Annotated in this window: 18 protein-coding genes; 6 read left to right on the forward strand and 12 right to left on the reverse strand. The window is 71.9% G+C overall.

Going from position 1 to position 19,761, the window contains the following annotated elements:
- Positions 1–166: 166 nt before the first annotated feature.
- A complete protein-coding gene (locus ACFCZF_RS12155; RefSeq protein ID WP_310872499.1) occupies positions 167–364 on the reverse strand; it encodes a hypothetical protein in 198 nt (65 codons plus the stop codon).
- 207 nt (positions 365–571) lie between these two features.
- Here ACFCZF_RS12155 and ACFCZF_RS12160 point away from each other — a divergent pair, with 207 nt between their 5' ends.
- The 3 genes from ACFCZF_RS12160 (at position 572) to ACFCZF_RS12170 (ending at position 4,663) form a co-directional block, all read left to right on the forward strand.
- Positions 572–1,072, forward strand: coding sequence for a MarR family winged helix-turn-helix transcriptional regulator (locus ACFCZF_RS12160; RefSeq protein ID WP_375919283.1), 501 nt, complete (start codon positions 572–574; stop codon positions 1,070–1,072).
- Between the two features lie 13 nt (positions 1,073–1,085).
- Positions 1,086–3,698: an MFS transporter gene (locus ACFCZF_RS12165; RefSeq protein ID WP_376671588.1), complete on the forward strand. Its 2,613-nt coding sequence runs from the start codon at positions 1,086–1,088 to the stop codon at positions 3,696–3,698.
- 143 nt (positions 3,699–3,841) lie between these two features.
- Positions 3,842–4,663 (forward strand): YceI family protein, encoded by an 822-nt coding sequence (locus tag ACFCZF_RS12170; RefSeq protein ID WP_375919289.1) that lies wholly within the window; start codon positions 3,842–3,844, stop codon positions 4,661–4,663.
- A gap of 1 nt (position 4,664) precedes the next feature.
- Here ACFCZF_RS12170 and ACFCZF_RS12175 read toward each other — a convergent pair whose 3' ends face one another.
- The gene (locus ACFCZF_RS12175; protein ID WP_376671589.1) at positions 4,665–5,387 is read right to left on the reverse strand and encodes a GAF and ANTAR domain-containing protein; all 723 of its coding nucleotides are present in this window, start codon (positions 5,385–5,387) and stop codon (positions 4,665–4,667) included.
- An 18-nt stretch (positions 5,388–5,405) separates the two neighbouring features.
- Positions 5,406–6,155, reverse strand: coding sequence for an ANTAR domain-containing protein (locus tag ACFCZF_RS12180; protein WP_376671590.1), 750 nt, complete (start codon positions 6,153–6,155; stop codon positions 5,406–5,408).
- A gap of 217 nt (positions 6,156–6,372) precedes the next feature.
- Here ACFCZF_RS12180 and ACFCZF_RS12185 point away from each other — a divergent pair, with 217 nt between their 5' ends.
- Together ACFCZF_RS12185 and ACFCZF_RS12190 are read left to right on the forward strand one after the other, a co-directional pair.
- Positions 6,373–6,789 (forward strand): STAS domain-containing protein, encoded by a 417-nt coding sequence (locus ACFCZF_RS12185; RefSeq protein WP_376671591.1) that lies wholly within the window; start codon positions 6,373–6,375, stop codon positions 6,787–6,789.
- Between the two features lie 9 nt (positions 6,790–6,798).
- Entirely contained in the window at positions 6,799–7,269 is a 471-nt protein-coding gene (locus ACFCZF_RS12190) for a PPOX class F420-dependent oxidoreductase (RefSeq protein WP_376671592.1), read from the forward strand.
- A gap of 86 nt (positions 7,270–7,355) precedes the next feature.
- On the opposite strand, the gene ACFCZF_RS12195 is transcribed toward ACFCZF_RS12190, so the two are convergent.
- From ACFCZF_RS12195 to ACFCZF_RS12230, 8 genes are all read right to left on the reverse strand, one after another.
- Positions 7,356–8,111: a TetR/AcrR family transcriptional regulator gene (locus ACFCZF_RS12195; protein ID WP_376671593.1), complete on the reverse strand. Its 756-nt coding sequence runs from the start codon at positions 8,109–8,111 to the stop codon at positions 7,356–7,358.
- Between the two features lie 144 nt (positions 8,112–8,255).
- Positions 8,256–9,746 carry an MFS transporter gene (locus ACFCZF_RS12200; protein ID WP_376671594.1) on the reverse strand — a complete coding sequence of 497 codons (1,491 nt, stop codon included), beginning with the start codon at positions 9,744–9,746 and terminating at the stop codon, positions 8,256–8,258.
- A 65-nt stretch (positions 9,747–9,811) separates the two neighbouring features.
- Positions 9,812–12,037 (reverse strand): glycosyltransferase family 39 protein, encoded by a 2,226-nt coding sequence (locus ACFCZF_RS12205; RefSeq protein ID WP_376671595.1) that lies wholly within the window; start codon positions 12,035–12,037, stop codon positions 9,812–9,814.
- Positions 12,034–13,416, reverse strand: coding sequence for a glycosyltransferase (locus tag ACFCZF_RS12210; protein WP_376671596.1), 1,383 nt, complete (start codon positions 13,414–13,416; stop codon positions 12,034–12,036). The genes ACFCZF_RS12205 and ACFCZF_RS12210 overlap by 4 nt, the downstream gene beginning before the upstream one ends.
- Before the next feature lie 14 nt (positions 13,417–13,430).
- Positions 13,431–15,002: an ATP-binding protein gene (locus tag ACFCZF_RS12215; protein WP_376671597.1), complete on the reverse strand. Its 1,572-nt coding sequence runs from the start codon at positions 15,000–15,002 to the stop codon at positions 13,431–13,433.
- Positions 14,999–15,736: a response regulator transcription factor gene (locus tag ACFCZF_RS12220; protein ID WP_376671598.1), complete on the reverse strand. Its 738-nt coding sequence runs from the start codon at positions 15,734–15,736 to the stop codon at positions 14,999–15,001. Before ACFCZF_RS12220 ends, ACFCZF_RS12215 begins: the two co-directional genes overlap by 4 nt.
- A gap of 101 nt (positions 15,737–15,837) precedes the next feature.
- Positions 15,838–16,728, reverse strand: a complete 891-nt coding sequence (locus tag ACFCZF_RS12225; RefSeq protein WP_376671599.1) for an amidohydrolase family protein — start codon at positions 16,726–16,728, stop codon at positions 15,838–15,840.
- A gap of 116 nt (positions 16,729–16,844) precedes the next feature.
- A complete protein-coding gene (locus ACFCZF_RS12230) occupies positions 16,845–17,726 on the reverse strand; it encodes a DUF2797 domain-containing protein (RefSeq protein ID WP_375919321.1) in 882 nt (293 codons plus the stop codon).
- 46 nt (positions 17,727–17,772) lie between these two features.
- Here ACFCZF_RS12230 and ACFCZF_RS12235 point away from each other — a divergent pair, with 46 nt between their 5' ends.
- Positions 17,773–18,132, forward strand: coding sequence for a helix-turn-helix domain-containing protein (locus tag ACFCZF_RS12235; protein ID WP_345631279.1), 360 nt, complete (start codon positions 17,773–17,775; stop codon positions 18,130–18,132).
- An 18-nt stretch (positions 18,133–18,150) separates the two neighbouring features.
- On the opposite strand, the gene ACFCZF_RS12240 is transcribed toward ACFCZF_RS12235, so the two are convergent.
- Positions 18,151–19,638 (reverse strand): peptidoglycan D,D-transpeptidase FtsI family protein, encoded by a 1,488-nt coding sequence (locus tag ACFCZF_RS12240; RefSeq protein ID WP_376671600.1) that lies wholly within the window; start codon positions 19,636–19,638, stop codon positions 18,151–18,153.
- Positions 19,639–19,761: the final 123 nt, after the last annotated feature.

Here is a 19,761-nt window from a genome sequence, read left to right on the forward strand (position 1 = left end):
GGCCCTGGAAAACCGACAACAACCCTGTGGGGCAATACACCGAGTGCAGAACACGGGCCCTAAGGGCCTGTCCAAGACAGCCTGGCGACCGCCGCGGCACCTCGGGGGTGCCGCGGCGGTCGCCGTCATGCGTCTGCGCGGTGCCGGTTCCGCTCCGGCGCCGGTCCTACTTCAGCGCCAGCCAGGCCACGGCCGCGACGATCACCACGGCGGCCACGATGCCGACGATCAGGCCGATGCGGGGCCCGGAGGAGGCGGCGGGGGCCGCCTGCCGGGACTGGGGGCCTTCGTCGACGAACGCGCGGAACATCTGCGTGCTGCCTGCGGGGTCGTTGTTGCCCTGGGGGCCCTGGTTGTTAGCCATGGGCCGAGACACTAGCGAATCCGTGGATGCGGCCCAAGTGCGGGGCTCCCCAGCCCTCTTGCCCCCGCCCACTGCACGCCACCTGCACGTTTACTTTCGCAATACTTGCCTTTGCCAACTTTTTATACCCGGATGACCCGTTTTTATTTGCCTGTAGCAACCAACCGATCCTATGGTTGCCCTAAGCAACAAAAACGGGAGGTGCGCATGGCCGAGAAGGCGCAGTACGAGGAGCTGATCCGCCAGTTCAGCGCCTTCGGCGCCGTGAAGCGGGAGATGGGACGGCTGCTGCCGTCCGACTGCCCGAGCGGATCCGTCGCCGTACTGACACTGCTCGGCCGCCACGGGGACATGCGCATGAGCAAGCTCGCGGAGCTGCTCGCCGTGGACATGTCGGTGACCAGCCGCCACGTCGCCCACGTCGCCGAGCGGGGCTGGATCGAACGGTTCCCCGACCCCGCGGACAAGCGCTCGCGCATCCTGCGCCTGACGCCCGCGGGACAGGGCCGGCTCGACGAGATCGCCGACCGGACCAGCCAGATGCTCGCCCACCGGCTGAGCGACTGGTCCGACGACGAGGTCGGCCAGCTCACCCGGCTCATGGCCCGTCTCAGGGCCAGCTTCGACGACTGCCGGGCGCCCGCTCCCCGGCCACCCGCACCGTCCGGGGACGAACAGTCCACCCGTACACCCGCGATCACCACGTAAGTAAAGGAAGTCCATGGCAACGACCACACCAGCCGGTGTGCGGGCTCATGCCAAGCACGGGGGAGGCTCCAACGGAGACGCTCCGATGACGCACCGGCAGATCATGGAAGCGCTGTCCGGGCTGCTGCTCGGCATGTTCTGCGCCATCCTGTCCTCGACCATCGTCACCAACGCCCTGCCCGAGATCATCGGTGACCTCGGCGGCGGCCAGAGCGCCTACACCTGGGTCGTCACCGCCTCGCTGCTGACGATGACCGCCTCCACCCCCCTGTGGGGCAAGCTCGCGGACCTGGTCAGCAAGAAGGCCCTGGTCCAGATAGCCCTGGTCGTCTTCGTCATCGGCTCCGTCGTGGCCGGTCTGGCGCAGAACCCCGGGATGCTGATCACCGCGCGAGGCATCCAGGGCCTGGGCGCCGGTGGTCTGTCCGCCCTGGCGCAGATCATCATGGCCGCGATGATCTCCCCGCGTGAGCGCGGGCGTTACTCCGGCTACCTGGGCGCGACCTTCGCCGTCGCGACCGTCGGCGGTCCGCTGCTCGGCGGTGTCATCACCGACACCAGCTGGCTCGGCTGGCGCTGGTGCCTCTACGTCGGCGTGCCCTTCGCGATCATCGCGCTGATCGTGCTGCAGAAGACGCTGCACCTGCCCGTGGTCAAGCGGAAGGTCAAGGTCGACTGGGCCGGCGCCTTCTTCGTCACCGCGGCCGTCTGCCTGCTGCTCGTCTGGGTCACCTTCGCCGACGACAAGTACTCCTGGATGTCCTGGCAGACCGGGGCCATGGTCGGCGGCGCGATCGTGCTGACGCTGATCTTCCTCCTCGTCGAGTCGAAGGCCAGCGAGCCGATCATCCCGCTGCGCCTGTTCAAGAACCGCACCATCACGCTGGCCTCGCTGGCCTCGCTGTTCGTCGGTATCGCGATGTTCGCGGGCACCGTCTACTTCAGCCAGTACTTCCAGCTGGCCCGCGGTGAGTCCCCGACCATGTCGGGCGTCATGACCATCCCGATGATCGGCGGCCTGTTCGTCTCGTCCACGGTCTCCGGTCAGATCATCACCAAGACCGGCAGGTGGAAGGGCTGGCTGCTGGCCGGCGGCGCGCTGCTCACGGCGGGCCTGGGCCTGCTCAGCACCATGCGGTACGACACCGCGTACTGGCACATCGCGATCTTCATGGCGCTGATGGGCCTCGGCGTCGGCATGATGATGCAGAACCTGGTCCTGTGCACGCAGAACCAGGTGGCCCCGAGCGACCTGGGCGCGGCCTCCTCCGTCGTGACCTTCTTCCGGTCCCTCGGCGGCGCGGTGGGCGTCTCGGTGCTCGGCTCCGTGATGTCGACCCGGATCAGCCACTACGCCTCGGACACCATCGGGCAGCTCAGCCCGCAGGAGCAGGCCGCGGCCGCCAAGGCCTCCGGCGGCGGCGCCATCCCCGACATGAGCATGCTGCCCCCCGGCATCCGCGAATGGCTGGAGAGCGCCTACGGGCACGGCATCGCCGACATCTTCCTGTACGTCGCGCCGATCGCGCTGCTCGGCTTCCTGGTGACGCTGTTCATCAAGGAGGTCCCGCTGCGCACCTCGGGCGCCCTGGCCCAGGCGGCGGAGGCTTCCGCCGAGACCGCCTCCCCGGCGGCCCCGGTCCCGGCCGAGGTCACCCGGGTCGCCCCCGAGCCGGTTCCGGCCGGTGCGACGGCCGCCGCGTCGGCGGCTCCCTCGGCCACGTCGGCCACCTCGGCCACGTCGGCCACTTCAGCCACGTCGGCCACCTCGGTCGCCGAGCCGGGTCCCCGGCCCGAGGCCACGCAGCGGCTCGCCGCCGTCGCGACGGCGACCGGCTCCGGTGAGCCGGGGGCGCCCGTCTCCGGTGGCATCGCGGTCCGCGGCTTCGTCCGCGGCGCCGAGTCCGCCCCGGTCCCGCAGGCCGCGGTCACGCTGATCTCGCTGGGCGGCCGGCAGCTGGGCCGCTCGGTCGCCCGGGCCGACGGCTCCTACGTCCTCGACGCGCCGAGCGCGGGGTCGTACGTCCTGATCGCCTCCGCGGACGGCTTCCAGCCGCAGGCGTCGACGATCGTCGTGAACGACGAGCCGGTCGCCTACGACATCCTGCTCAGCGGCACCAGCGGGCTGACCGGCCTGGTCCGGGCCGTGGAGAGCGGGCTGCCGGTCAAGGACGCGATGGTGATCGTGACCGATGTGCGCGGGGACCTGCTGGCCTCCGCCGCCACCGGTGAGGCGGGCGAGTTCTCCTTCACCGAGCTGGTGCCGGGCACGGTGACCGTCGCGGTCAACGCCGCCGGCTACCGGCCGCGCGCCCTGCCGCTGGAGGTCGGCGGCACCGGGGTCACCCGGGTCGAGGTCGACCTCCAGGCCGGGGCGCGGGTCCAGGGCGTCGTGCGGGCGCCGCACGGTCCGCTGGCCGACGCCCGCGTCACGCTCGTCGACGCGGCGGGCAACGTGGTCGGCACGGCCACCACCGGTGCGGACGGGGCGTACGCCTTCACCGACCTGGACGCCGGTGAGTACACCGTCATCGCGACCGGCTACCCGCCGGTGGCGACGGCCCTGACGGTCGCCGGCCCGGGTGCCGACGGCCACGACATCGAGCTCGCCCACCCCGGCGAGTAGCGAGACCCCGGCCCGTGGTGGCGAGCGCGCTCTGAGCGGAGGTGCGCCCGCCCACCACGGGCCGGTTTCTTCACGACCTTTTTCACCACTTCTGTACGACCTTCTTTACGACCACTTTCTGAGCTTTCGCAGGGAGAAACGGGATGGGACTGACCGCGAGGATCCGAACGCGGGACGGATGGGCCGTGTCGCACGCGGTCGTCACGGTGACCGACATGACCGGCACGCAGGTGCTGCGCGCCGAGGCGGACGCCGAGGGCGCCGTGCGGGACACCACCCCGCTGACACCGGGCGCGTACACCGTGATCGTCACCGCCGTCGGCTACGCGCCCGCCGCGTCCAGCGCGATCGTCACCGCGAGCGGCCGGGCCGAGGTCGGCACCGTGACGCTGGCCCGCCAGGGCGGCACCGAGCTGCCGCCGCCGGGGCCGTGGACCGTCGACCCGGCGCACTCCAGCGTGGCCGCCGTCGCCCAGCACCTGGGCATCTCCAGCGTGCACGGCCGGTTCACGGAGTTCGCCGGCACCGTCGAGATCGCGCCGGACGACGTCACCAAGTCCCGCGTCGAGGCGGTGATCCGGGCGGCCTCCATCGACACCGGCAACGGCATGCGCGACACCCACCTGCGCTCCGCCGACTTCCTGGACGTCGAGCGGTACCCGGAGATCACCTACCGCTCCACCGGGGTGTCCCAGGCCGGCCCCGACCGCTGGACCGTCCGCGGCGAACTGGGCCTGCACGGCGTCGTCCGCCAGGTCGACCTGGACCTGGCCTACCTCGGCACCGGCGCCGACCCGTGGGGCGGCACCCGGGCGGCGTTCCGCGCGACGACGGAACTGCGCCGCGAGGACTTCGCCATGAACTACAACCAGGTCCTCCAGGCCGGCATCGCCGCCATCGGTACGACACTCAGGGTCGAGCTGGACATCCAGGCGGTCCAGGGCGAGTCACTGCCGGCCGCCTGAGTCACCGCCGGTCGCCCGAGTCACCGCGCCGGCCGCGTGCGGCGCCGCCGGACGCCCGGGCCACCAGCTCGCCGCACAGGTCCCGGAGCTTGACATTCCGGTGCTGCGAGGCCCGGCGCAGCCGCTCCAGGGCCCGGTGGGCGTCGATCCGCTCCCGGGCCATGAGCATGCCGACCGCCTGGTCGATGACGCTGCGGGACAGCAGGGCGGTGCGCACATCGGCGGCCGACGCCTGCTGCCGCTCCAGGCGCAGGGCCTCGTTCACGGCGTCCGCGGCCCGCTCCGCGAAGGTGCGGGCCGCTTCGCGTCCCTCGGCCAGCGAGTCTGGTTCCACGCCGTAGAGGTTGAGTGCGGCGCCCGTCTCGCCCTCGACGACCAGCGGCAGCGCCAGTACGCAGCGCACGCCGGTGGCCAGCGCGTACTCCGTGTACGCGGGCCAGCGGGTCTCCGTGGCCAGATCGGGGGCGTACCGGGGGCTCTCCGTCTCGGCGGCGTCCACACAGGGGCCCGAGTCGTTCTCGTACTGCCGCAGGTCCAGGCCGCTGGGCAGACCGGAGCTGCCCGCCAGGGTCATCAGCCGGTCGGCCCGGCGCACCGTCACCGAGCAGGCGACGGCACCGGGCACCTGCACGACCGCGCGGTCGCTCAGGTCACGCAGCAGGGTGTCGAGACCCTGGCTGCGCGCTATCGCGTGGTCCAGCGTGTCGGGGATCTCCGAGGTCATGCCCGTACGGATATCCCGTCACCGCTCGCCCACGCCTCGTCCCCCCGCACCCGTGTTCGCGTCGACGATGCGGCGGGCGAGGTCGCGCAGTTTCACGTTCTCCCGCTGCGAGGCCTTCACCAGGGAGTCGAAGGCGCCGGCCGCGTCGATGTCCATCCGCTCCATGAGGATGCCGGTGGCCTGGCCGATCAGGTCCCGGGTGCGCATGGCCTCGGTGAGCTGCTCGCGCACGGTCGCCGAGTCCAGGGCGAGGGAGACGTGCGCGGTGAACAGCCGGCCGATGCGGGTGGCGTCCTCGTCGAAGGCCTGCGGCTTGCGGGCGTACGCCGTCAGCACGGTCAGGCGGCGCCGGTCGGCGCGCAGCCGCAGGGACAGCGCGGAACGCAGGCCCAGGCCGGAGAGGGCGTTGCCGCCGCCGTCGGCCTCGCTGTCGTCCGTCCGGACCACGGGCGTGGTCCACAGCCGTTCCCAGTCCGGATGCGGCTCACGGCCGCCGTGCCGGGGCTCGGCCGCGAACCGTACGGACTCGTCGGTCCAGGCGAGGGTGCGCAGTCGGCTGCCGCGCTGGATCTCCGAGATGCCCGCGCGCTCCGCGCCGGGCAGCAGGCGCACCGCCAGCTCGACCGCGGCGTTCAGGGTGTCGTCCGGGGCGCCCGTCGCGTGCAGTTGCCTAGCCGCCGCTGTCAGGGTCTCGGCCAGCTCGAAGCCCACCGGAAAACGCGGCAAATCAGAAAATTCGGACGCAGCCACCACGAACCTCTTCGGCATGCGCGGCCAAACGGCCGTGCGCAGGAGAGCTCCGCAGCACATTCCCGACTGCGAGCACAGGACGAACAGCACTTTAGCTGCTTGGTTGCCTGCCGGTGACGCCCGGCCGAAGGAGCGGCGGGCACCTTCCCCACCCCGTCGGCGGCGTGATGGAATGGGGGCCGGGTCAGGAAGCGGCCACGACCGGAAGCCGGCTGACGTCTGTCAGGTGAGTGACGTGACCTTCCTCCCACAACCGTGCGAGCCGTGCGAGCCGTGCGACCCGCCCGGTTACGCCGTACTCCCGCTGCCCCCCGAGATCGACTTCTGCAACGCCGAGGGGCTGCTGCCCCTGATCATGACCGCGGTGGACCACCACTCCGACGGCCTGCGCGTCCTCGTCCTGGACCTGACCGCGACCCGCTTCATGGACTCCCAGGGCGTCCGCCTGCTCGACGAGGTACGCCTCCGCACCCACCGGCACACCCGGCTGCGGGTGGTGGCCGCCCCGAAGGGCGTACCGAGCCGCGTCATGGAACTGTCCGGACTGCGCCGTGACGTGCCGGTGTACGACAACCTCGCGGAGGCGCTGCGCCCGGAGGGCGGGCCGGACAGCGGGCCGGACAGCGAGTCGGGCGGCGGGGCCGCGGCCTAGGCTGGCGGCATGGCACCGAACATCGCGACGAACACCCGTGTCTCCCTGGCCGAGCTGCTGGACTTCGTACGCCCCCGGCACCGGGCGGTCCTGCTGACCCGGCGGGCCGACGGCAGCCCGCAGGGATCGCCGCTGACCTGCGGGGTCGACGATTCCGGCCGGATCGTGGTCTCCACCTACCCGGAGCGGGCCAAGACCCGCAACGCGCACCGCGACCCGCGGGTCAGCCTCATCGTGCTCAGCGACGAGTGGAACGGTCCCTGGGTCCAGATCGACGGCACGGCGGAGGTCATCGACACGCCCGACTCCGTGGAGCCGCTCGTGGAGTACTACCGCAACATCGCGGGCGAGCACCCCGACTGGGACGAGTACCGGCGGGCCATGGTGGAGCAGGGAAAGTCGATCATTCGGGTGACACCGGAGACGTGGGGGCCGGTGGCGACGGGGGGCTTCCCGGCGCGGCTCGCGACGGACGACTGACCGCGGGACGCGGGGCGCGGGGCGCGGGGCGCGGGGCGCGGGGCGCGGGGCGCGGGGCGCGGGGCGCGGGGCGCGGGGCGCGACGGTCACCCTCGCTCGACCATCGCCTCGATGCCCGCCACGAGCAGATCCAGCCCGAACTCGAAGTCCCGGTCCAGCATCTCGGCGACCGTGTCTCCGCCACGGGCCGACATGATCTCCCGGGACTCCGCGATGACGTCCGCGTTCTCCGGCGACTCGGCCGCCGCGTTCATGGAGTCCTGGAAGTAGTCGTCCAGGCTCATCCCGGTGTCCGCCGCCCGGGCGAGGAGATGGCCCTCGATGGTGCCGTAGCCGTAGACGAACTGGAAGACGGCGGAGATGGCGCCGGTCAACCGGTGCGTGGGCAGACCGGTGCGACGCACGACGCCCTGCACCTGACGGGAGAAGGCCAGCGAGTGGGGCCCGATGTTGAGGTAGGTGCCGGTCAGCTGGGACATCCAGGGGTGGCGCACCAGCAGCCTGCGGTTCTCCCGGGCCAGCGTGCGCAGCTGCCCGCGCCAGCCCTCGCCGGCCTCCGGGCCGGGGTGGCGCAGCTCGCCGTAGACGGCGTCGAGGGCGAGTTCGAGCAGCTCGTCCTTGGTGTCGACGTACCAGTAGACGGACATCGCGGTGACGTCCAGCTCGGCGGCCAGGCGTCGCATGGAGAACTTGGCCAGGCCCTCGGCGTCCAGCAGCCGGACGGTGACCTCCGTGATCCGCCCCCGGTCCAGCCCGGACGGCTGCCCCCCGCGCCGCCCACTCCGACGGCCCTCACCCGCCAGCCAGACACTGGCCCGCGGCCCCTGGCCTGCCTTCGCCATGCGCACCCACCTCGCTCACCGATGCCGGTCATGCTGGGCGCCCCTTCAGGGGCGCGGGTCAGTGTCAATGTACGGCTCCGCCGTGCGGGCGCGACCAGCCACAACGAGCCCGCGGCCGCGCGGATACCCCCACCGCCCGGGTGCTCAGGCGCCCGCCTTGTCCGCCCTGCGCAACAACACCGACGCCACCACCCCACCGAGCAACACAGCCACCGCCCCCACCAACTGACTGCTCTCCAGCCCGGAGGAGAACGCGTCGATCACCCGCTCCCGCTCCGCCTCCCCCTCCGCCGAGGCCAACGCCGCCGGCAACGAGGCCGCCGCCACCGGCACCAGCGCCGCGAACCGCGAGTTCAGCACCGCGCCCAGCACCGCCACGCCCAGCCCGTTGCCGAACTCCGCCAACGTACCGTTGATGCCTGCGCCGACCCCCGCCTTGGCCGGCGGAATCGAGCTCATGATCGCGTACGCCATGGCCGGGTTGCCGAGCGCACAGCCCACGCCGATCAGCAGCAGACCCAGCAGCGTACCGGCGTAGCCCTCGCCGGTGAGGGTGGCGATGGCCACCAGGCCCGCCGACATCAGCACCATGCTGAGCAGCACCGCCACCGGCGTGCCCAGCTTGGCCAGCCATTTCGCCGCCACGCCGGAGAAGTTCAGCAGCACCACGGTCAGCGCCAGCGGCGCGGTCGCCAGCCCCGCCTCCAGCGGGCCGTACCCGAGCACGAACTGCAGGTGCTGGGTGAGCAGGAAGAGCGCGCCGCCCATGCCGAAGGTGATCAGCACCAGCCCGGCCACCGCGCCCGTGAACCGCTGGTTGCGGAAGAAGGCCAGGTCGAGCATGGGGTACGGGATGCGGCTCTCCCAGTACGCGAAGAGTGCGAGCACGCCCACCGCGACGGCCGCCGTGGCGAGCACCCGACCCGACGTCCAGCCGTGTTCGGGGCCGGAGATGATCGCGTAGACCAGTGCGCCCATGCCGATCGTGGAGAGTACGGCGCCGAGCAGGTCGGGGCGGTCGCCCTGCCGGTTCTTCGACTCCGGTACCAGGGTCACGACCGCGACCAGGCCGAGCGCCACGACCGGCAGGTTGATCAGGAAGATCGCGCCCCACCAGAAGTGGTCCAGCATGAAACCGCCGATCAGCGGCCCGCACGCGAAGCCGAGGGCGCTGACCGCGCTCCAGATGCCGATCGCCTTCGCGTGCTCCTCGGGCGCGAAGATCTGCATGACGACGGCGAGCGTGGTGGTCAGCAGCAGTGCGCCGCCGACCCCCATACCGGCCCGAGCCGCGATCAACTGGCCGGTGGTGTCCGCGAGTCCCGCCGCCAGCGAGCCGAGGCCGAACAGGGCGAGGCCCGTGGCCAGCATCTTCTTGCGGCCGTAGCGGTCGGCCGCGCTGCCCGCGGTGAGCAGCAGGCCGGACTGGACCAGCGAGTAGGCGTTGATCATCCACTGGATGTCCGAGGTGGCCGCGCCGAGCTCGTCGGTGAGCGAGGGGATGGCCACGTTCAGCACGGTGTTGTCCAGCACCACGGTCAGCTGGGCGAGGCTGATGACACCGAGGATCAGCCAGCGCTGCGGGTGGCCCTGGACCGTGGGCGCGGTTTCCTGTTCCTGGGAGGACGTCGTCATGCTGTACAGCGTATAGGGGCTCTTATACGCTGTACAGCAGAGTCTCTTTCCGTGATCAGCTGTGATCAGTTCGTCGGCTGCGTGAGGTCGTAGAAGGTGGCCGAACCGACCGCGACCTCCTTGAAGTTGGCCTCGACCCACGACGTGATCTGCGACAAGGTGCCGGAGTCGCCGCCCATGCCGCCCGCGCCGCCGCCTCCGATGAAGTAGTGGATCTTTCCGTCCGCCACGTACTTCTTGAACTGGGCCGGAGTCGGCGACGGGTCCGTGCCGTTGAAGCCGCCGATCGCCATCACCGGGTCGCCGGTGCTGAGCTGATAGCTCGCGGCGTTCTGGGAGCCGATCGCGGCGGCGACCCAGGTGTACCGGTCGGCGTCGGCCTCCAGCAGCTTCTTGGCCTCGGAGTCGACCTGGGCGCCGTTGAGCAGGCCGCCCATGCCGCCGCCTCCGGCCATGTCGCCGCGCTCGCCGGTCTGGCCGTTCGGGGCGGCCTGGCCGTTCGGGGCCGTCTGGCCGTCCTGGCTCGGTGTGCCGCCCGGTGTGCCACCTGGGAAGCCGCCGTTGCCGGGAGCGCCCTGCCCCTGACCCTGGCCTTGTCCCTGCCCCTGCCCCTGCCCTTGGCCGCCGGGCGCGTTCCCGCCGCCGGGGAAGCCGCCGCCCCCGGCGGCACCGCCCCGGCCACCGCCTCCACCACCCGGGCCACCCATCATGCTCGCGCCGGCCGGACCGGCCGTGACGATGGAGCCGCTGTGCCCCTCCTGCACGGTGCTCAGCGTGTACGCGGTGGGTGCCGCCAACGACGCCACGACGCCCAGTCCCGCCACCGCCGGCGCGAGCCGTCGCCCCAGCCGCCCGGCGAAGACCAGGCCGAGCGCGGCGACCAGACCGCCCACGAGGACCAGCCACTTCAGCCAGGGCAGGTAGTCGGACGTGCGGTTGAGCAGGACGTACCCCCAGGCCGCGGTCGCCGTGACGGCCGCGGCGAGGGCGAGCGACGCCCAGCCCCGCTCGCGCCGCTCCCACAGCGCCGCCGCGCCCATGCCGACCACGGCCGCCAGGTAGGGCGCGAGGGCCACCGTGTAGTACTGGTGGAAGATGCCGGCCATGTAGCTGAAGACGGCCATCGTCATCAGCAGCGAGCCGCCCCAGACCAGGAAGGACGCGCGAGCCGTGTCGGTACGGCCGCCGCGCCGCGTGGCGATCAGGCCCGCGACGAGCAGGACGAGGGCGGCCGGGAGCAGCCAGGAGATCTGGCCGCCGATCTCGGAGTTGAACATCCGGTCCCAGCCGGTCTCGCCCCACCGCCCGCCGCCGGCGCCGCCCATGCCGCCACCGCCGCCGACGCTGCCGGTCTCCTCGCCGTTCAGTCGGCCGAGGCCGTTGTAGCCGAAGGTCAGCTCCAGGAAGCTGTTGTTCTGCGAGCCGCCGATGTACGGGCGCGACGAGGCGGGCCACAGCTCGACGATCGCGACCCACCAGCCCCCGGAGACGACGATCGCGACCGTCGCCAGGGCCAGCTGCCCCAGCCGCTTCTTCAGCCGCACCGGCGCGCAGACGCCGTGGACGAGGGCGAGCGCGGGCAGGATCAGGAAGGCCTGGAGGGTCTTCGCGAGAAACGCGAGGCCGATCGCGACACCGGCCCACACCAGCCACTTGGTCCGGCCGTCCTCCAGCGCGCGGACGACGAGGTAGCAGGCGACGGACATCAGCAGCGCCAGCAGCGCGTCCGGGTTGTTGAACCGGAACATCAGCGCCGCGACGGGCGTCAGCGCCAGCACGGCACCGGCGATCAGCCCGGCCGCGGGGCTGAACCGGCGGCGCACCGCCGCGTACACGACGGCGACCGTCGCGACGCCCATCAGCACCTCGGGGACCAGGATCGACCACGAGCTCAGCCCGAAGATCCGCACCGCCAGCGCCATCGGCCACAGCGCGGCCGGGGGCTTGTCGACGGTGATGGCGTTCGCGGCGTCGAGCGAGCCGAAGAAGAACGCCTTCCAGGACTGGCTGCCCGCCTGCACGGCGGCCGAGTAGAAGGAGTTGGCGTAGCCCGAGGCGCTCAGGTTGCAGAGGTAGAGCAGGGCGGTGGCCAGCAGCAGGCCGAGGAAGGCCGGGCGCACCCAGCGGGGATCCTCGGGTCGGCCCCGCCACAGTCTGCGGAGGCGGGGCCGACGTGGCTCCTGTGACTTCCGTGGCTGCGCGGGCGACACCGGCGGCGGGGGTTCGCAACCTGGCCGTCCGGGGGGTTGCGCGTCCCCCGCGTACGTCGTCCGGTCGTAGTGCGTCGTCATCGTCCGTCCCTCGGGTCGGTGTCGGCGGGGGGCACCGGCTGCAGGCGCACGGTGGCGTCGCTCCAGGTGCGGTATGTGCGGTATGGCTCCGGAAGCCGCCCGTCCGGCGGGTCCGCGGTCGGCGGAGCGTCCACGGTGGACGGCGCGTCCGGGAACACCCAGGCGCGGAAGAGCAGGAAGCGCAGCACGGTGGCCGCGAGGTTGGCGGCGATCAGCACCGCCAGCTCGGTGGAGTGGTCCGGGTCGGCCGTCGCCGCGTTCAGGGCGGCGAGCGAACCGGCGGTCAGGGCGAGACCGATACCGAAGACGACCAGCCCCTGCGCCTGGTGCCGTACGGCGCCGCCGCGGCCCCGCACCCCGAAGGTCAGCTGCCGGTTGGCGGCGGTGTTGGCGACCGCCGAGACCAGCAGGGCGAGCGCGTTGGCGAGCTGCGAGCCGCCGAAGTGGCGGAAGCCGCTGTAGAGCAGCAGGTAGAAGAGGGTGGACAGGACGCCTACGACGCAGAAGCCGACGAGCTGCCGGGTCAGCCCCTGCGGTACGTCCGTCAGGTCGCGGTCGCGCGGGTCGTCACCGAAGGGCCGCGCCAGCCGGTCCAGCGGCAGCGAACCGGTGGCCAGGGCCTTGCCGACCCGCCACACGCCCTTGAGGTCCTCGGTCGCCGTCCGCACGATGTGCACGGTGGAGTCCGGGTCGTCGACCCAGTCGACCGGCACCTCGTGGATCCGGCACCCGGCGCGTTCGGCGAGCACCAGCATCTCGGTGTCGAAGAACCAGCCGGTGTCCTCCACCAGCGGCAGCAGCACCCGGGCCACGTCCCGGCGGATCGCCTTGAAGCCGCACTGGGCGTCGGAGAAGCGGGCCTGGAGGGAGCCGCGCAGGATGAGGTTGTAGGAGCGGGAGATGAACTCCCGCTTGGCGCCGCGCACCACCCGGGAGCTGCGGGCGAGCCGGGAGCCGATCGCGAGGTCCGAGTGACCGGATATCAGCGGGGCCACCAGCGGCAGCAGCGCGTTCAGGTCGGTGGACAGGTCGACGTCCATGTAGGCGAGGACCGGGGCGTCGGAGGCCGACCAGACGGTCCGCAGGGCCCGGCCGCGCCCCTTCTGCTCCAGCCGGAAGGTCGTGACCTCGGCGAGCTCCGCCGCCAGCCGCGCCGCGACGTGCGGGGTGGCGTCCGTGGACGCGTTGTCCGCGACCGTGATGCGGAAGGCGTACGGGAACGTCCGCGACAGGTGCTCGTGCAGTCTCAGGACACACGGCCGGAGGTCCTTCTCCTCGTTGTGGACGGGGACCACTACGTCCAGGACAGCCGTACCGGCTCCTGCGGCCGGGAGATGCTCCCGCGCCGGCAGGGATCCGGGAGAAGAGTCGGTTCGCATGGGACCGACTTTTCTCAAGTCCCCTGTCGTGCCCGTGTGGTGACGCTGTGCCGTGCCTGTGAGTGCGACCGCCACCGGGTTTCGCCGGCCGACAGCACCGGCAGGTGCACGGTGAAGACCGTCCGCCCCGGCACGCTGTCGACCGTCACGGCACCGCCGTGCGCGGACGCCACGGCCTGCACGATGGCGAGCCCGAGGCCCGTCGAGCCGGTGGCGCGGGACCGCGCGGAGTCGCCGCGCGCGAATCGTTCGAAGACGCGCGGCAGCAACTCGGCCGGGATGCCCGGCCCGTCGTCCTCGACGTCCACGCACAGCCAGGCACCGCTGTTCCGCACGCGCGCGGTAACGGTCGTACCGGGCGGGGTGTGGTTGCGGGCGTTGCCCAGCAGGTTGACCAGCACCTGCTGGAGCCGGGCGGCGTCCGCCGACACCGGTGCCGGTTCCTCGGGCAGGTCGAGCCGCCAGTTGTGGTCGAGCCCGGCCGCGCGGGCGTCGCTGACGGTGTCCACGACGAGCGGCACGAGGTCGGTCCGCTCGAACCGCAACGGCCGCCCGGCGTCCAGGCGGGCGAGCAGCAGCAGATCCTCCACCAGCAGGGTCATGCGCCCGGCCTCGGACTCGATCCGGCCCAGCGCGTGCCGGGTGTCGGGGCCGACCTGCTCCCGTCCCCTGCGGGTGAGTTCGGCGTACCCGCGGATGGAGGCGAGTGGCGTACGCAGCTCATGGCTGGCGTCCGCGACGAACTGCCGGACCCGCGTCTCGCTCGCCTGCCGTGCGTGCAGCGCGCCGTGCACGTGGTTCAGCATCCGGTTGAGAGCGGCACCGACCCGGCCGACCTCGGAGTGCGGGTCGCACTCCGACTCCGGAACACGTTCGTCGAGGTTCACCTCGCCCGCGTGCAGGGGAAGTTCGGAGACCCGCGTGGCGGTGGCGGCGACCTTGCGCAGGGGGCGGGTGGCGACGCCGACGATGACGGTCCCGGCGAGGGAGGCGGCGATGAGACCGGCGGCGGTGACGCTGACTTCGATGAGGATCAGCGTGTTGAGGGTGTTGTCCACGTCCGCGGTCGGTACGGCCACGTAGTAGTCGCCGTCGTCACCGGACGCGTACTGGACGCGGTACTCGCCCAGGCCGAGCAGGTCCACGGTGTGCCGGTGACCGTCCCGGGGGGCGGCCTCCAGCGCCGCCACCTGCGCGTCGGTGAGTGACTTGGCGTCCACCAGGAAGTCCTCGTCGGACTTGTCCCCGACCATGGCCTCCGTGATGGTGCCGTCCTCGACCTTCGCGGCGAGGGTGCCGACCGGCTGCGGGCCCTTGGTGACGAACTCGGTGAGGTCGATGTCCCTGGCCCGCTGCTGCTGCGGCGGAACCGCGTCGTCCTTGCCCGCGCCGGGTGGCCCGAACTGCCTCGAGGCGCGGGCGGCGACCTCCCGCAACTGCCCGTCCAACTGCTCGTACAGATGCGACCGCAACGCCACCGTCGTCACCGTCCCGATCACCGCGCACACCACCGCGATCAGCGCCACCGACGCGACGACGAGCCGCGTCCGCAGGGTCCGCGGCCGCGGTCGTCGCCGTCCGCTCACACCGCGGGCTTGATCAGGTAGCCGGCGCCGCGCCGGGTGTGGATCATCGGCTCGCGACCGGCGTCGATCTTCCGGCGCAGGTAGGAGATGTACAGCTCGACGACGTTGGCCTGCCCGCCGAAGTCGTACGACCACACGCGGTCGAGGATCTGCGCCTTGCTCAGCACGCGCCGCGGATTGCGCATCAGGAACCGCAGCAGCTCGAACTCGGTCGCGGTGAGGTGGATGCCGTCGCCGCCCCGGGTGACCTCGTGGCTGTCCTCGTCGAGGGTGAGGTCACCGACGACGAGGACGGACTCGGAGCGCCGGTCGGCGGCACCGGTACGCCGGATCAGCCCACGCAGCCGGGCGACGACCTCCTCCAGGCTGAACGGCTTGGTGACGTAGTCGTCCCCGCCGGCGGTCAGCCCGGCGATGCGGTCCTCGACCGCGTCCTTGGCGGTCAGGAACAGCACCGGCACGTCCGGCAGGTCGCGGCGCAGCCGCCCCAGCACGCTCAGCCCGTCCATGTCGGGCAGCATCATGTCCAGCACGACGGCGTCGGGCCGGAACTCACGCGCGGCCTGGACGGCACCGTGTCCGTCCCCGGCGCTGCGGATCTGCCAGCCCTCGTAGCGCAGGGCCATGGACAGCAGCTCGGTGATGGACAGCTCGTCGTCCACTACAAGCACCCGGACGGGGCTCCCGTCCGGCCTCAGCAGTTCGGTGCGCCCCTGGGGCGAGGTCGTGGTCATACCGGACACGATGTCGGGGCGCTCTGAGAGCACCCTTTCCCCAAGCTGTGATTTCTCTGAGAAACCCACAGGGGCCTCTCAGGTACTGCCCGCCGGGTTCCTCAGTACCCCGGCAGCCCGAACAGCCGGGCCGCGTTGTCGTGGCACACGCCCCGCAGCCACTCGTCCCCCAGCTCCAGCCGCTCCAGCGCGCGCAGCTGGTGCAGGTAGGGATACGGGATGTTGGGGAAGTCCGACCCGAGCAGGACGCGGTCGCCGAGACCGGCCAGCCGGGGCAGTGCCCGTCGGGGGAAGGGGGCGAGACGCTCGCTGAAGTCGGTGAACGCCATCGTCGTGTCCAGCCGTACCTCGCCGTACCGCTCGGCGAGGTCCAGGAAGTCCTCGTACTCGGGCATCCCGAGGTGCGCGACGACCAGCCGCAGCCGGGGGTGGCGCGCCAGCACCCGTGCGATGGGCTCGGGCCCGGTGTGCTTGCCGGGTGCGGGCCCGGACCCGCAGTGGATGACGACCGGCGCCCCCGCCTCGGCGAGCACGCCCCAGGCCGCGTCGAGCAGCTCGTCGGCCGGGTCGTACGCCCCCACCTGCACATGCGCCTTGAAGACCCGCGCCCCCGCCTCGACGGCCTCGCGGACGTACGTCTCGACGCCCGGCTCCGGGAAGAGGGTGGAGGTGTGCAGGCAGTCGGGGGTCCGGCGGGCGAAGTCCACCGCCCAGCCGTTCAGCCACTGCGCCATGCCCGCCTTGTGCGGATACAGCATGGCGGTGAAGGCGCGCACTCCGAACTTCCTCAGCAGCGCCGCGCGTTCGCCCTCCTCCTGCCGATAGGTGATGGGCCACTCCACTCCGCCGGTCAGCGGCCCGAGGGCGTCGAAGTAGCCCCAGACCTTGCGCAGCACCCGCTCGGGCATGAAGTGCGTGTGCACGTCGACCAGTCCGGGCAGCCCGAGCTCCTCCCAGAACCGGCGGACCTGCCCGGCCTCTTGATCACTCATGGGGCCACGATGGCGCCCCGCGCGCCGGCGGACAAGGGGGCGAGGGGCCAAGGGACCGAGAGGACGAGGAGCCGAAGGGAGGGCTCCCCGGGGGAGGGGAAGGTGCTGGGACGAGGTCAGAACAGCCCGTCCTGTACTCCGGCCGCTCGTTTGAGCTCTCGTACGGGCACGGCGCACGGCTCGCCCTCGGCGGCCACCAGCTCCCACCCCGTCATCAGCCGCGTGTCCAGCACGACGACCCCGCGCTCCGTGGCCAGATGCAGATCCGGCCCGGCGGCCGCCACCAGCTCACCACCGATCGCCCCGCCCGCCACCAGCTCGGCCACCTCCCCCACGGCGGCCGGTCCACGGCCGGCCCCCTCGATCCCGAAGACGCCCGCGTGGTCCACGCCCCGGAACGGCTCCGGCGTCAGCGACTCCGGCCAGCCGCCCAGCGCCACCGCCCGCGCGTGCAACTCCGCGATCTCGGCCACCCGCTCGGCCTCCGTCTCCGGCAACCCGGCCCGCACCGCCCGCTTGTGGGCGTACGGAATCCGGTCGGGCACGCCCAGCGCGGCCCGCAGCAGCTCCTCGGTCCGGCGCGCGGACATCAGGGGCCCGCGGCCCAGCCAGCTGAAGCAGACGGCCCCCTGCTCCAGCAGCCGGGCGGCTCCCCGCTCGTAGGCGGTGATCCCCACCTTGACGAGGCCCGGCCCGAACCACGCCAGATAGACGCGGTACGGCCGCGGATCGTCCGCGATCGTGTCGGCGGCCACGGAGTGCGCCCGGTCCAGGCGCGCACACTCCTCGCACCGCGCGCCCGTACTCCGCCCCGGCACACCGGCCCGCACCGGACACGCGTGCCCCCGCGCTCCCACGCATGTCCGCACACCCCCCTCGGCGACCCCGAAGGCCACCCGCTGCCCCCGGGACAGCGCACTGCCGCGGCCCCCGACCCACGTCAGCACGGGACCTTCGCCCGTCCAGCGAAGCCCCGCGCACTTCCATGCCTGTGCCATCGCCGTCGAGAGTAGAGGCAGCCACTGACAACGGCGGAAGTACCGTATGGGCATGGCAGAGAGTGAGCCGATGTGCCCCGAGCGGCTGGTCATGGAGCACGTCACCAGCCGCTGGGGCACCCTGGCCCTGATCGCGCTGCTGGAGCGCCCGTACCGCTTCAGCGAGCTGCGCCGTGAGATCGGCAGGGTCAGCGAGAAGATGCTGGCCCAGACCCTGCGCACCCTGGAGCGCGACGGCCTGGTCCACCGGGACGCGAAGCCGGTGATCCCGCCCCGCGTCGACTACTCCCTGACCGGCCTCGGCCGCGAGGCCGCCGAGCAGGTCAGGGACCTGGCGCTGTGGACGGAGCGGCGGATGGCGGCGGTAGAGCGGGCCCGCGAGGCGTACGACGCCGCGGGAGCCTGACCGCCACCGCCTCCGGCGTCACTGCTGCAGAACCGCCTTCATCACGCTCTTGGCGATGGGCGCACCCAGACCGCCACCGGAGATGTCCTCACGGGAGATGTCCATGTCGGTCGGGTCGATGAAGACGGCCACGGCGACGGACGACCCGTCGTCCTTCTTGCCGTAGGAGACGAACCAGCCGTACGGCACCTTGTCGTCCACGTTGACACCGCGCTGCGCGGTGCCGGTCTTGCCGCCGACCGTGATGCCCTCGATCTGGGCGCGGCGGGCGCTGCCCTCCTTGGCGGTGAACTCCATCATCTGCTGGACCTTCTGCGCGGTCTCGGCGGAGACCGCCTCACTCATCACCGCGGGCTCGGTCTTCTCCAGGGTGCCGAGATCGGGGCCCTTGATCTCGTCGACGATGTACGGCTGCATCACCTTGCCGTCGTTGGCCAGCCCGGCGGTGACCATGGCCATCTGCATGGGCGTACTGGTGAGGCTGCCCTGTCCCATGCCGGTGAGGGCGGTGCCGGGCAGGTCGAGCTTCTCCGGGTAGAGGCTCTTCGTGGCGAGCAGGTCGCCGAAGTCCTCGGAGTAGACGTTCTCGTTGAAGCCGAACTTCTCGGCCGTCTCCCGCATCTTGTCCTGGCCCAGCTCGGCCGCGGCGTCGAGGAAGACGTTGTTGCACGAGTACTGCATCGCGGTCTTCATCGAGGCCTTGTTGCAGACCGCGTCGCCGGCCTCGCTGCCGATCTTGTTGCTGGACTGCGGCAGCGGGTACGGGGAGACGGCGTCGGTGCGGGCGTCGATGTCGGTGACCGCCCCGTGCTCCAGCGCGGCGGCCGCGGTGAGGATCTTGAAGGTGGAGCCCGGCGGGTAGGTCTCCCGCAGCGCGCGGTTGGCCAGCGGCTTGTTCTTCTTCTTGCCGAGCGCCACGAAGCGGTCGGACTCCTTGAAGGTGCTGCCCGCGAACACCGACGGGTCGTAGGAGGGCGCCGACACCATGGCCAGCACCTTCCCCGTCGCCGGATCCAGCGCGACCACGGCTCCCCGTGCGCCCTTCAGATCGGTCAGTCCGTCCCAGGCGGCCTTCTGCGCCTTCGGGTCGATGGTGGTGACCACCGACCCGGCCCGCCGCCCCTCACCGCTGACCACGTCGGCGAACCGCTGGAAGGCCAGCCGGTCGTCCTTGCCGGTGAGAATGCCGTCGTAGGTCTTCTCCAGCAGCGTCATGCCCTGGGCCTGCGACGCGTATCCCGTCACGGGCGCGTACATCGGCCCGTCGACGTAGGTGCGCTTGTACTTGAGGTCGGTGCCCTCGGTCTCGGTGGAGCCCGTGATCGCCCGGCCACCGACGATGATGTCCCCGCGCGGGGTGGCGAACTGCTCGATCTGCACCCGCCGGTTCTTCGTGTCGGAGGCGAGCTCCGGGGCCCGGACGTACTGCAGCCAGTTCGCGCGGATCAGCAGGCCGAGCACCAGCAGCCCGCAGAAGATCGCCACGGCCCTCAGCGGCTTGTTCACCGGCGTCCTCCGTCGAGGCTCGGCCGGATGGATATCCGGGTTGATATGAAGACGCGTCCTCGCAACATGGGCACACCCTAGACACAGTCGCGAACGGCATTCACCCCAGCGGGGGCGAAGACG

The organism is Streptomyces sp. NPDC056296, from assembly GCF_042268605.1.
GTDB lineage: Bacteria > Actinomycetota > Actinomycetes > Streptomycetales > Streptomycetaceae > Streptomyces.